10 protein-coding genes are annotated in these 12,072 nt (G+C 70.3%); 5 read left to right on the top strand and 5 right to left on the bottom strand.

All coding sequences use genetic code 11. From position 1 onward, the window contains the following. The first annotated feature begins 19 nt into the window (after nt 1-19). Complete coding sequence (locus tag ABZX92_RS20300; protein ID WP_355561475.1) at nt 20-4,576, top strand: ATP-dependent helicase; 4,557 nt, start codon at nt 20-22, stop codon at nt 4,574-4,576. A gap of 526 nt (nt 4,577-5,102) precedes the next feature. Here the strand turns inward: ABZX92_RS20300 and ABZX92_RS20295 are convergent. The 4 genes from ABZX92_RS20295 to ABZX92_RS20280 all read right to left on the bottom strand — a co-directional run bounded on the left by ABZX92_RS20295 (nt 5,103) and on the right by ABZX92_RS20280 (nt 7,872). Then, entirely contained in the window at nt 5,103-6,089 is a 987-nt protein-coding gene (locus ABZX92_RS20295) for a 1-aminocyclopropane-1-carboxylate deaminase (protein ID WP_355561374.1), read from the bottom strand. Beyond that, complete coding sequence (locus ABZX92_RS20290) at nt 6,086-6,721, bottom strand: GntR family transcriptional regulator (protein ID WP_355561372.1); 636 nt, start codon at nt 6,719-6,721, stop codon at nt 6,086-6,088. Before ABZX92_RS20290 ends, ABZX92_RS20295 begins: the two co-directional genes overlap by 4 nt. 102 nt (nt 6,722-6,823) lie before the next feature. Next, nucleotides 6,824-7,387, bottom strand: coding sequence for a GNAT family N-acetyltransferase (locus tag ABZX92_RS20285; RefSeq protein ID WP_355561369.1), 564 nt, complete (start codon nt 7,385-7,387; stop codon nt 6,824-6,826). Further along, on the bottom strand, nt 7,384-7,872 hold the full coding sequence (locus ABZX92_RS20280) for a YbaK/EbsC family protein (RefSeq protein WP_355561365.1): 489 nt from the start codon (nt 7,870-7,872) through the stop codon (nt 7,384-7,386). Before ABZX92_RS20280 ends, ABZX92_RS20285 begins: the two co-directional genes overlap by 4 nt. A 203-nt stretch (nt 7,873-8,075) precedes the next feature. Here ABZX92_RS20280 and ABZX92_RS20275 point away from each other — a divergent pair, with 203 nt between their 5' ends. After that, nucleotides 8,076-8,492, top strand: a complete 417-nt coding sequence (locus tag ABZX92_RS20275) for an SAV_6107 family HEPN domain-containing protein (RefSeq protein ID WP_355561363.1) — start codon at nt 8,076-8,078, stop codon at nt 8,490-8,492. After that, the gene (locus tag ABZX92_RS20270; RefSeq protein ID WP_355561360.1) at nt 8,489-9,235 is read left to right on the top strand and encodes a maleylpyruvate isomerase N-terminal domain-containing protein; all 747 of its coding nucleotides are present in this window, start codon (nt 8,489-8,491) and stop codon (nt 9,233-9,235) included. Before ABZX92_RS20275 ends, ABZX92_RS20270 begins: the two co-directional genes overlap by 4 nt. Here ABZX92_RS20270 and ABZX92_RS20265 read toward each other — a convergent pair. Beyond that, nucleotides 9,212-10,777 carry an alkaline phosphatase D family protein gene (locus ABZX92_RS20265; protein WP_355561357.1) on the bottom strand — a complete coding sequence of 522 codons (1,566 nt, stop codon included), beginning with the start codon at nt 10,775-10,777 and terminating at the stop codon, nt 9,212-9,214. The genes ABZX92_RS20270 and ABZX92_RS20265 overlap by 24 nt on opposite strands. 24 nt (nt 10,778-10,801) lie before the next feature. Between ABZX92_RS20265 and ABZX92_RS20260 the strand changes: the two genes are divergently transcribed. Both ABZX92_RS20260 and ABZX92_RS20255 read left to right on the top strand, forming a co-directional pair. Continuing rightward, complete coding sequence (locus ABZX92_RS20260; protein WP_355561355.1) at nt 10,802-11,296, top strand: VOC family protein; 495 nt, start codon at nt 10,802-10,804, stop codon at nt 11,294-11,296. A gap of 172 nt (nt 11,297-11,468) precedes the next feature. Beyond that, complete coding sequence (locus ABZX92_RS20255; protein ID WP_355561352.1) at nt 11,469-11,996, top strand: hypothetical protein; 528 nt, start codon at nt 11,469-11,471, stop codon at nt 11,994-11,996. Nucleotides 11,997-12,072 lie beyond the last annotated feature (76 nt).

Below are 12,072 nucleotides of genomic sequence, written 5' to 3'. Positions count from 1 at the left end.
ATTGTCAGACCCGGTTGTCATGATGGTCGGCATGGACGTGATGGAAGCTTTCTCACCGGCGACCAGGCAGTGGTTCGCCGGGGCTTTCGCCGCGCCCACCCAGGCCCAGACGGGTGCGTGGGCGGCCGCGGCGGCGGGCGAGCACGCGCTGGTCATCGCCCCCACGGGTTCGGGCAAGACGCTGGCCGCGTTCCTGTGGGCACTGGACCGGCTGGCTTCTTCCTCGGTCCCGGCGGAGCCGAAACGACGGTGCCGGGTGCTTTACGTGTCACCGTTGAAAGCGCTGGCGGTGGACGTCGAACGAAATCTGCGCGCACCTTTGGCCGGTATTCGGCAGGCCTCGCACCGGCTCGGCTTGTCCGAGCCGTCGATCACCGTGGGCATGAGGACGGGCGACACCTCTCCGGAGGAGCGGCGAGCGTTCGGGCGCACTCCCCCGGACGTGCTGGTGACGACGCCGGAGTCGTTGTTCCTGCTGCTCACCTCCTCGGCGCGCGAGTCGTTGCGCGGCGTGGAGACGGTGATCATCGACGAGGTGCACGCGGTGGCGGGCACCAAGCGCGGCGCGCACATGGCGTTGTCACTCGAACGGCTGGACGCACTGCTCGAAAAGCCTGCTCAGCGGATCGGGCTGTCCGCGACGGTGCGGCCGGTCGAGGAGATCAGCACCTTCCTCGCCGGCGGGCGTCCGGTGTCGGTGGTGCAGCCGAAGACCCCCAAGACCATCCAGGTCGAGGTGGAGGTGCCGGTCGAGGACATGGCGCTGCTCGGCCAGCCGACGGGTGAGGTGTCGGGCTCGGCTGCCGGTGCCGAGCAACGCACGTCCATCTGGCCGTCGGTCGAGGCACGTGTGCTCGAACTGGTGCGGGCGCACCGGTCGACGATCGTGTTCGCGAACTCGCGGCGGCTCGCGGAACGGCTGACCGCGCGCCTGAACGAGCTCGCCGAAGAAGCCGCCGAGCTGGAGTCGTTCCCCGCCGAGGCGATCGGCCAGTCCGGGATGACCGTGCAGAAGACCGCGTCCGTGGCCCGCGCGCACCACGGGTCGATGTCGCGAGAGCAACGCACCGCGGTAGAAGAGGACCTGAAGTCCGGGCGGCTGCCGTGTGTGGTGGCGACGTCGTCGTTGGAGCTCGGCATCGACATGGGCGCGGTCGACCTGGTGGTGCAGGTCGAGGCGCCGCCGTCGGTCGCTTCGGGGCTGCAACGCGTCGGTCGCGCCGGTCACCAGGTCGGTGCGGTGTCGCGGGGCGTGATGTTCCCGAAGTTCCGCGGTGACCTGGTGTCGTGCGCGGTGGTGGCGGAACGGATGCAGAACGGCTCGATCGAGGCCGTGAAGTTCCCGCGCAATCCCCTGGACGTGCTGGCTCAGCACATCGTCGCGATGGTGGCGATGGAGACGTGGACGGTCGAGGAGCTGACCGGGCTGGTGCGGCGGGCCGCGCCGTTCGCCGGGCTGCCGGACTCGGCACTGCACGCCGTGCTGGACATGCTGTCCGGCCGGTACCCGTCCGAGGAGTTCGGTGAGCTGCGGCCGCGAATCACCTGGGACCGGGTGAACTCCGAACTGCGCGGCCGGCCGGGGTCTCAACGTCTGGCCGTCACTTCCGGCGGCACGATCCCCGATCGCGGGCTGTTCGCGGTGATGACGCCGCCGTCGGAGAACGGTCCGGGCTCCCGCGTCGGCGAGCTCGACGAGGAGATGGTCTACGAGTCGCGCGTCGGCGACACGTTCCTGCTGGGCACGTCGTCGTGGCGGGTCGAGGACATCACCCACGATCGAGTGATTGTCGTGCCCGCGCCGGGTCAGCCCGCGCGGATGCCGTTCTGGAAGGGCGACGCGCCGGGCCGCCCGCTGGAACTGGGCCGGGCGATGGGCAAGTTCCTCCGCGAAGTGTCCACAATGGAGGATTCGGCCGCGCGCGAACGGGCCGCTTCCGCCGGGCTGGACCAGTGGGCGACGGACAACTTGCTGGCCTATCTGGGCGAGCAGCGGGACGCGACACGGCACGTCCCGAACGACAGAACCGTGCTGGTGGAACGGTTCCGCGACGAGCTGGGCGACTGGCGGCTCGTGGTGCACTCCCCGTTCGGCGCCCAGGTCAACGCGCCGTGGGCGTTGGCGATCGCGGCCCGGCTGCGCGAACGCCGTGGTGTCGAGGTGCAGGCCGCGCACTCCGACGACGGCATCGTGCTGCGGTTGCCCGATGCGCTCGACTACGAGGGCGTGGAGGTGACGGCGGGCGCCGAGGACGTGCTGCTCGATCCGGACGAGGTCGAGCAGATCGTGGTCGCGGAGGTGGGCGGTTCGGCGTTGTTCGCGGCCCGGTTCCGCGAGTGCGCCGCCCGCTCGCTGCTGCTCCCCCGCCGTGATCCGAAACGGCGGACTCCGTTGTGGCAGCAGCGTCAGCGCTCGGCCCAGCTGCTGTCGGTGGCGGCGAAGTACGAGCGGTTCCCGGTGGTCCTGGAGGCGATGCGCGAGTGCCTGCAGGACGTCTACGACGTGCCGGGCCTGCGCGAGCTGATGTCGGACGTCCGCGCGCGCCGGGTGCGCGTGGTCGAGGTGGAGACGCCGTCGCCGTCGCCGTTCGCGCGCAGCCTGCTGTTCGGTTACGTGGGCATGTTCCTCTACGAGCTCGACGCTCCGCTGGCGGAACGTCGTGCGGCGGCGCTGTCGCTCGACTCGACCTTGCTCGCGGAGCTGCTCGGTTCCGAGGCGATCCGGGAGCTGCTGGACCCGGAGGTCGTGGCCGAGGTCGAACGCAGCCTGCAACGTCTGTCCGAGGATCGCCGCCCGCGCCATGCCGAGGACGCCGCAGACCTGTTGCGGTTCCTGGGAGATCTCTCCGACGCCGAGGCGCTCGAACGCGGTGTGCCCCGCGAGTGGCTGGACGAGCTGGTGGCCGAGCGCCGGGTGATCCGCGTCCGGATCGCCGGTGAGGAACGCTCGATCTCGATCGAGGACGCGGGCAAGGTTCGCGACGCTTTGGGTGTGGCCCTGCCGGTCGGCGTGCCGGAAGCCTTCACCGAACCGGTCGCGGATCCGCTAGGCGAGCTGCTGAGCCGCTACGCCCGCACCCACGGTCCTTTCGCCGCAACGGAACCGGCTACCCGGTTCGGCTTGGGCGTGGCCGTGGTGACGGGTGTGCTGGAACGGATGGCGGCCACGGGCCGGTTGGTGCGCGGCGAACTCCGGCCCGGTGGCACGCACACCGAGTACTGCGACGCGGACGTGCTCCGGCGGCTGCGCCGTGCGTCGCTGGCCCGGCTGCGATCCGAGGTCGAACCGGTCGAACCCGCGGCGCTGGGCAGGTTCCTGCCGTCGTGGCACGGCCTGGGCCGCCGGCTGCGCTCGGCACCGACGGTCGACGACGTGTTCTCTGTCGTCGAACAGCTTGCGGGAGCACCACTTCCGGCAAGCGCCCTGGAGTCGCTGCTGCTCCCCTCGCGGTTGCCGGGCTACTACCCGGCGCTGCTGGACGAGCTGACCGCGTCCGGCGAGGTGACGTGGACGGGCTGCGGCTCTCTGGCCGGCGGCGACGGCTGGATCGCCTTGGCCCCAACGGATGTGGCCGACCTGCTGCTGCCCGACCTGGTACTGGAGTCCATCCCGGAGTCGCCGCTGCACACGGCGCTCCTGGAAGCTCTGTCCGGTGGAGCCCTGTTCTTCCGGCAGGTGGTCGACCGGGTCTCGCTGTCCGTGGAGTGCACGGACGCCGAGGTCGTCGGCGCGCTGTGGGACCTGGTGTGGGCGGGCCTGATCACCAACGACACCCTGTCCCCGTTGCGCGCCTTGGTGTCCGGCGGCGGCGCGGCCCACAAGCCTCGCCGCAGCGCCCCACGCGGCCGCTACGCCCGGTTGCGCGCCGCCCGTCCGGACATGCCGTCGCGCACCGGCCCGCCGACCGCCGCCGGCCGTTGGTCGCTGGCGGTGCCCCCGGCTTCGGATCCGACCCGCCGAGCACACGCCCGAGCCGAAGCCTTCCTGGAACGCCACGGCGTGCTGACCCGCGGCGCCCTCGACACCGAGCGCGTGACGGGCGGGTTCAGCGGCGTCTACAAGGTGCTGCGGGCGATGGAGGAGTCGGGCCAGGTCATCCGCGGCTACGTCGTCGAGGGCTTGGGCGCCGCCCAGTTCGCGGCGCGGGGCGCGGTCGACCGGCTGCGGGCCCTGTCGCGGCCGCCTGGCCAACCGGCAGCGGACGACCAAGCCGCCGTGGTGCTCGCCGCGGCCGACCCGGCCCAGCCCTACGGCGCCGCGCTGCCGTGGCCGGATCCACTGGGAGAGGGCAAACATCGCCCGGCGCGCAAGGCGGGCGCGCTGGCCGTACTGGTCGACGGCAGCCCGGCGCTGTACGTCGAGCGGGGCGGCAAATCCCTGCTGTCGTTCACCGACGACGACCCGACGCTGCGCGTGGCCGCCAACGCGCTGAGCCGGGCGGTCCGCGACGGCTGGCTGGGTCAGCTGGCCGTGCAGCGGGCCGACGGCGAGGTCGCCCTGACCTCGCACCTCGCCTCCGTGCTGCAGGAAGCTGGCTTCCGCGCCACCCCGAAAGGCCTGCGACTACGAGCCTGACCGAACCCTCCTCGGCTCTCCCCCACGGACCGACGCGACAAACCTACGCGCCCAGCGCCGCCGGTGCGCACCCCGCAGGTCCCTCGACCACGCTCCCAAGCCCGCATCCCGGACCACACTCCCGGCCCGCGTCGCAAGCCGGCGTCCTCAGTCCACGCTCCCGCTCGCGTCGCCAACCCACGTCCCCAGTCCGCGTCCCCAGTCCGCGTCGCCTGCCCGCGCCCCCAGTCCGCGTCTCCAGTCCGCGTCCCCAGTCCGCGTTGCCTGCCCGCGTTCCCAGCCCACGTCCCCTGTTCCTAGTCCGTGTCCCAGTCCGCGTCCCCAAGTTCGCGTTCCGTGTTCCCAGTCCGTGTCTCCTGTTCCCAGTCCGCGTTCCCCGGTCCGCACGCCCGCGCTCCGCATATATGCGGGGGGAGCGAACTGGCGAATCAGGACATCGTTTTTCGCCCGCCATGCTGAACAAGACGCTGACCTGGGGCGATCGGGACAAGGTTCACCCGCCCGAGTGACACTCGGTGAGGCGGGGCTAGGCGGGGAAGAGCGAGCTGTACGCGTTCAGGGCGGGCTGTCCGCCGAGGTGCGCGTAGAGCACCGTGGAGTCGCGGTCGATCTCGCCCGACGACACCAGGTGGATTAGACCCGCCAGCGACTTCCCCTCGTAGACCGGGTCGGTGATCATGCCCTCCAGGCTCGCGCCGAGGCGCATGGCGTCCACTGTGGACTCGTCGGCGATGCCGTAGGTGCCGGCGTGGAAGCGGTCGTCGAGGAGGATGTCCTTCTCGGACACCGTGACCTCGCGGAGCTTGGCGGTGTTGTGGGCGATGCGGGTGATCTGGTCGAGGGTCTCGGCGGGCTTGGCGGAGGCGTCGATGCCCAGCACGCGGCGGTTGGTGTCGCCGGCGAAACCGGCGACCATGCCCGCCTGGGTGCTGCCGGTGACCGAGCAGACGATGATGGTGTCGAAGAAGACGCCGAGCTGGGCTTCCTGCTGGCGGACCTCGTCGGCCCAGTTCGCGAAGCCCATGCCGCCCAGCGGGTGGTCGGAGGCGCCGGCCGGGATCGGGTAGGGCTTGCCGCCCGCCGCGCGGACGTCCTCGATGGCCTTCTCCCAGGCCGGTTTGACGCCGATGCCGAACTCGGCGTCCACCAGGCGGACGTCGGCTCCCATCATGCGGCTGAGCAGGATGTTGCCCACCCGGTCGCTGCCGACGTCGGACCACTCGACCCAGCTTTCCTGCACCAGCACGGCTTTCAGTCCCGCTCGCGCCGCGGCCGCCGCGACCTGGCGGGTGTGGTTCGACTGGATGCCGCCGATCGACACCAGCGTGTCGCAGCCGGTGGCGAGTGCGTCGGCGACGAGGTATTCGAGCTTGCGGGTCTTGTTGCCGCCGTAGGCGAGGCCGGAGTTGCAGTCCTCGCGCTTCGCCCACACGGAGGCGCCGCCGAGGTGCGCGGACAGGCGGTCCAGGCGGTGGACCGGCGAGGGACCGAAGAGCAGCGGGAATCTGTTCACAGCTCGTCCTTCAGCGTGTCCCAGTTCTGGTCGACCAGGCTGGCGGCCAGCACGGAGTCGCCCTGCTCGCAGGCGTCGATGATCTGCTGGTGCTGGGTGACCGAGTGGCGGGCGTGAGCCGAGGAGAAGCGGCTGTGCTCGGCGCGGCGGATCAGCGGCGTGTAGCGGTCGATGGTCGCGGTGATCGCGAAGTTGTCGCAGCAGCGGATGGCCACGGCGTGGAACTCGTCGTCGGCGGCCAGCGCGGCGACGGCGTCGTTGGCGTCGAGTGCCTTCTTGAAGGCCTTGTTGGCGGCGCGCATCGCGGCGATGTCGTCGGGTGTCAACGACTTCCGCTCGATGACCAGGCCCATGGCGAGCGAGTGCATCGACTGCACGACGGTGAGCGCGTCGAGCACCGGCTCCGCTTCCAGCGCGGTGACCCTGGTGTAGGCGTGCGCCTTGGTCTCGACGAGGCCCTCGTCGGTCAGCGTCGCGAGCGCCTCGCGGACCGGGGTGCGGGAGAGGCCGAGCTTCTCGGCCAGCTCGACGTCCTTGATGGCCGTGCCCGGCTCCAGGTCGCCGCGCACGATCGCCGACCTGATCTCGGCCGCGGCTCGCTCCTTCAGTGACCCATATCCAATATATTGCATATTGGTGAGCGTAGGGCTGGGCCTCAGTGATCGCAACCACTGAGCGTTGAACAGCAGAAACCCCCGAGCCGCGAGCAGCTCGGGGGTGGCGCTCAGAACGAGTCAGGCCAACGGGAGCGCGCGGCCGAGCACCGCGAACGGGCGCGGGTCGCCGGTGAACTGGTAGTGCCGCAGCACGTCGACGAAGCCGACACGGCGGTAGAGCTTCCACGCCTTGCTCGGGCCCTCGGGCGTCGACAGCAGCACGCGAGACGGGCTGACGCCCTCCATGAGGTGGCGCAACAGGTCCTCGCCGAGGCCGCGGCCCTGGGCCCGCGGCAGCACGTGGAGCTCGGTCAGCTCGAAGTAGTCGGTGAGCCAGTCGTCGACGACGGCGGGCGACGAGACGGCCATCAACCCGCGCCGCACCTGTTCGTGCCACCACTGCCCGGCCGCGCCGCGGTAGCCGTAGCCGATGCCGACGAGCTCGTCCTGCTCCCCCAGCGCGACTACACAGCGCCAGTCCTCGCGCATCATGTGCGCGAGCCACATCGGGGCGCGCTGCTCGACGGTGCCGGGCGGGTAGTTCATCGCCGTCACGTACAACGAGAGTGCTTCGCCGAGCCGGACGTTGAGCTCGGAGGCGGACATCTCGACGATGCGCTCCAGGCGCGGCGAGGCCGTCATGCCGACACCACCGCCACGCGCCCGCCCGTCAGTGCCACCAGATCCGCGAAGGTCGTGGGGTACACGGCGTGCGGATGGCCCGCCGCGGCCCAGATCTCCTCGTAGCCGGACAGGGCCCTGTCCACCACGGTCTCGATCGGCCCGGGATGCCCGACCGGCGAGACACCGCCGATCACTTGGCCCGTGTGCTCACGCACGAACTCCGGGTCGGCGCGTCTGACCGCGTCCGCACCCACCAGTTCGGCGATCATCGACGTGTCCGCGCGGTGCGCGCCCGAGGTCAGCACCAGCAGCGGAGCCGCCACGCCGTCGCGCACCGCAGCGAACAGCAGGCTGTTCGCGATCGCGCCGACCTGCACGCCCACCGCGTCCGCCGCGGCTGCCGCTGTCCGCACGGCGTCCGGCAGCACAACGATGCGTTCGGCGGTGGCGGCCGGCAGGGCTTCCGCGACTTTGCGGATTCCGGGGTGTTCGAGCGCACTCACATCACCATCAGACCACGACTGGCCCGTACGTGGTGGGGCGGGTTGAGGAATCCATCGGCCGGGAGCTACGCTGGACATGACTCGAACATGTGTTCGAGTCGCACCATGCCCCGGAGGTGGGGTGGGGGAAGCACCCCACCTCCGGGAGCCGCCGGCTTCCCCTCGGCGGAGACGTCGTTCACCGACGCCACGAGGAGGCCGAGATGACTGCAATCGACTTCCCCATCCCGTTACCGCCCGCATCCGCGCTCGCGCTGCTGCAGCAGGCTCGCGAGTCGCTCGCCGAGTCCGAACGCACGCCCGAGCCGCCGGAGCGGTTCGCGACGGCCTATCTCGCCGCGTTGCGTGCTGCCGCCGCGGTGCTCGCGTTACGCGGACGACCCCATCGCGGGCGTTCGAAACCGACCAGCGCGTGGGTGCTGCTCGCCACGATGGCGCCGGAGATGAGCGAGTGGGCCACGTTCTTCGCGTCGTGGTCGTCAACGCGTGCTGCTGTGCTCGCAGGCATCACAAGGCACGTCAACGCGCGCACGGCCGACGACCTGGTGCGCCAGACCGATCAGTTCGTGACGCTCGTCGACCGCGCGATGAACGAGGCCAAAAATGAGGCCCCGCGGTGAACGCTCTGGAAGTGCTGCGTCGTGAAGCGGAACTGCTCGCCATGTCCGCGATCGGCCAGCCACCGCACAAGGGCGTGCCCGCGTGTCCCGGGCTCAATCTCGGGGAGACGGTCCGGCACGTCGGCAGCGGCTACCGGTCGGCACTGGAGTGGATCCGGCTCGGCCGCGAGCCCGAAGCCGGGGAATGGCAGGAGTTCCCGGCGGAGGGCGAGGATCCGCTGGAGTTCATGCGGTCGGGCGCGGAGGCCGTGCTCGCGGAGTTGGAGGCGCACGAGGAGGACGAGCCGTGCGCGACCTGGTGGCCGGTGCAGCAGAACTACGGCTTCTGGCGGCGACGGCTCGCGCACGAGACGACGGTGCACCGCATGGACGTCCAGGGCGCCGCGGGCATGGAGGTCGGCCCGGTCACCGACGAGGTCGCGATCGACGGCGTCGACGAGGTGCTCACGTTGTGGCTGGGGCACAAGCTCGACGTGCTCGGCGTGCGGGGGTCGCGGGACAGCCTGGTCACGATCCAGGTCCAGGACCACCTGTGGCTCACGCGCTGCGGTCCGCAGGGGGCGTCGGCGTGGCGCGTGGTCGATCCGGAGGACGTGCACGTCGCCGACGCTCAGGTCTCCGCGAACCCGATGACGATGTACCGCTGGCTGTGGGGACGGTTGCCCGACCGGATGGTCCAGGTGATCGGTGACCACGACGCGATCGCGCAGCTCTGGGCGCTACTGCGGCTCGCGACCAAGTAGCACGTTGGCGGTCTCCGCCCCCGTCGCCGACAACAGCCGGTAACGGGCGCGGCGGCCGTCGAACTCCAGCAGTGCCACGGAGTTCCCGAAGTGCGGGCCGCTGGTCTTGCGCCAGCGCATCAGGTCCTTCGGCACGCCGGCGAGCGTCGCGAGGCGGCGGAACACCCAGGCCGCGGTAGCCGACCACGACAGCCGGAAGATCGGCAGGAACACGTTCGGCGGCTCGTTGTGCACCGGCGAGCACACGAGCTGTGTCACCGTCGCCTTCGTCGGCGTGGGGAAGTCGGCTTCGGCGACGTAGCTGTGGTGGACGTCGCCGGAGAGCACGCAAACCGTTGCGGCGCCGTTGTTCGCCGCCTTCTCGATCATGCGGGTGAGCCGGTCGAACGACTCGCGGAACGCCGGCCAGTGCTCCAGGTCCGCCGCCTGCCGGATCTTCTCCGCCGCTCTGCCCTGCCAGCCCTTCTTGCGCGCGCCGATCTCGTTGAGGGACTGGAAGTGGCTGAGCGCGTGCGGCATCAGCCACGGCAGCGACGAGCCGATGAGCAGGTGGTCGTAGTCGCCCTGGGAGTTTCGCTCAAGCCACTCGAACTCGGCGTCGCTGACCATCTTCCGCTCGTCGTTCTCCAGGATGCGGCCGCAGCGCGTGTCGATCATCAGCAGCCGGGCGCGGCCGAAGTCGCGGCGGAAGCTCCACCACGTGCACTTGCGGCCCCCTGTCTCCTTGTCCGCCTCTTCGGCGAACTCCTCCAACAGCGGCAGCACGTCGGTGCCCTGGGCCTTCACCTTGGCGTACAAGGGATCCCTGGCGAGCTCGTCCGGGCCGAGGTTGCCGAGGTGCTGGTACACCCAGTACGACGAGATGGCGCCGCGAATCCTGTCGCGCCACCAGGGCTTGTCGGCCATTTCATGGCGCCACACCGCGGAGGTGTTCCAGTCGTCGCGCACGTCGTGGTCGTCGAAGATCATCGACGAGGGCACGACCGAGAGCAGCCAGCGGATCTCCGGGTCGCCCCAGGTCTCGTGGTAGAGGTGGGCGTACTCGCGGAAGTGCACGACCTCGCCGTCGGGTTCCTGCGTGCCGTGACGGTGTTCGTTGAGCCACTGCTTCGTGGCTTCGGTGGGTTCGTCGGCGTAGACCTGGTCTCCCAACAGGATCAGCGCCTGCGGCCAGTCCTGTTCCGGCGTGCGCATGAGCCGCTGCGCGAAGGCGTCGAGGGCGTCGGGGCCGACCGGCTGGTTCGGCGCGGCGCGGCACGACCCGAAGGCGATCCTGGTGACTTCACCGGTGCGGATGACGGGTTTCGGGAACTTGCTGCCGGGTTCCGGCCAGACGAGTTCCTGGTCGAGTCTGACGTCGTACTCGGTGCGCGGCCCCAGGTTCTCCAGTCTCACCAGGGCGTAGTGCTGGCCGCCGACCTGGAACGTGCGCCCGGTGTGGCCCGCGATCGTGACCTCGCAGGAGGCGTCCGTCTCGACCCAGACGGTCGCGGACGTCTCGTTCACAAACCTGAGGAGCGGTCCGAGCACCAGCTTCGCCACCCGCGAGACAGTACCCTCGCACGCGTGGAAATCACGTTCGACGCAGCCGATCCCTCCGCTCTGGCCGCGTTCTGGTCCGAGTTCGCCGGTGACGAGATCGAGCTGACGTTCGTGTGGAGCGACGCCCCGAAGATCGAGAAGAACCGGGTGCACCTCGACCTGGCCTCGTCGTCGCCCGAACATCAGGCGGACATCGTGGCGCGGGCCCTGAAGCTCGGCGCCGAACACGCGGACATCGGGCAGCGTGACGTGCCTTGGGTGGTGCTGCGCGATCCGCAGGGCAACGAGTTCTGCGTGCTGGAGCCGCGGCCCGAGTACACCGGGGTGATCGCCGCGGTCGTCGTCGACTCGCCGGATCCGCTGGCTTCCGCTCAGGCGACCGGGCATCCGGTGGTGCGCAGCGGTGAGGGCTGGGCGTCGGTGCGACCGGAGCCCGGACCGTGGCTGGAGTTCGTGCAGACCTCCGACTCGGAGCCGATCACGAACCGCGTTCGCGTGCGGTGGGCAGATCTGGGCTGATGCAGGTCGATCTCTGGGAGGCCTGGCGGCTCTGGAGCACCGGCACATCGATGCAGCAGGTCGTGCTGTGGGGCATGCCGCTCGTGTGGTGGGGCCGCGTGCGCAAAGCCACCCAGTTCCTGGCGGGGCTCGTCGTGCTCTTGGACATCATCGGACCTCCGCGGCTGCGGACATGGGCTGGCGGATCCGCAGGGGTGGCGACCACCCGGCTGCGTCAGCTGCGGCTGCTCGCCACGCTGGACGCCTGGCGCGACTTCCGGCAGCACTGGTTCACAGCGGCATTCCGATCCGCGGCGCGTCGCGGACGGCGAAGGCGTCGCTCGTGCTCGGGCAGCTCAAGCGGCAGGAGGAGTTCCGCGAGCGGTACCGCGTCAGCGAGAACGTCGAGCTGCTCGTGCTCTTGGCGATCACCGCGTTCGTCATCGCGGGACTGGTCAGTGACAGCCTGATGGAACGGACGATCGCGACGGTCATGGCTCACCCGTGGCTGCTCGTGTTCCTGCCCTTCATCTACGTCCCTGGCTTCGCGTTCTACGTCGTCTCGCTGCTCGGCTCACTGCTGGGAGCGACGTTCGGGTTCGTCGTGCTGCGCCCGCTGGCACGGCTGCTCGACCGCGAGAACCCCGGCTACCACGTCCGTTGGTTCGCCTTCTTCTTGTTCGTCGCCGGCTTCCACTTCGATCTTCTCGCCAGCTGGTAGGACAGCGACACCTCGCGGCCGAGCGCGGTGAACGACAGGCGCCCGTCGGCCTGCAGCAAGGTCAGGATCTTCCAGT

The sequence above is a fragment of the Lentzea sp. NPDC006480 genome (assembly GCF_040611995.1).
GTDB lineage: Bacteria > Actinomycetota > Actinomycetes > Mycobacteriales > Pseudonocardiaceae > Lentzea.
The sequence above is the reverse complement of the archived record's forward strand: the minus strand, read 5'-3'. Positions and strand labels throughout refer to the sequence as shown.

Bases quoted from the DNA above. Each gene is read 5' to 3' on its own strand.
- ABZX92_RS20275 (WP_355561363.1), top strand. From the start codon at position 8,076: ATGACTGCAATCGACTTCCCCATCCCGTTACCGCCCGCATCCGCGCTC.
- ABZX92_RS20300 (WP_355561475.1), top strand. From the start codon at position 20: ATGATGGTCGGCATGGACGTGATGGAAGCTTTCTCACCGGCGACCAGG.
- ABZX92_RS20255 (WP_355561352.1), top strand. From the start codon at position 11,469: ATGGGCTGGCGGATCCGCAGGGGTGGCGACCACCCGGCTGCGTCAGCT.
- ABZX92_RS20290 (WP_355561372.1), bottom strand. From the start codon at position 6,721: ATGCAATATATTGGATATGGGTCACTGAAGGAGCGAGCCGCGGCCGAG.
- ABZX92_RS20285 (WP_355561369.1), bottom strand. From the start codon at position 7,387: ATGACGGCCTCGCCGCGCCTGGAGCGCATCGTCGAGATGTCCGCCTCC.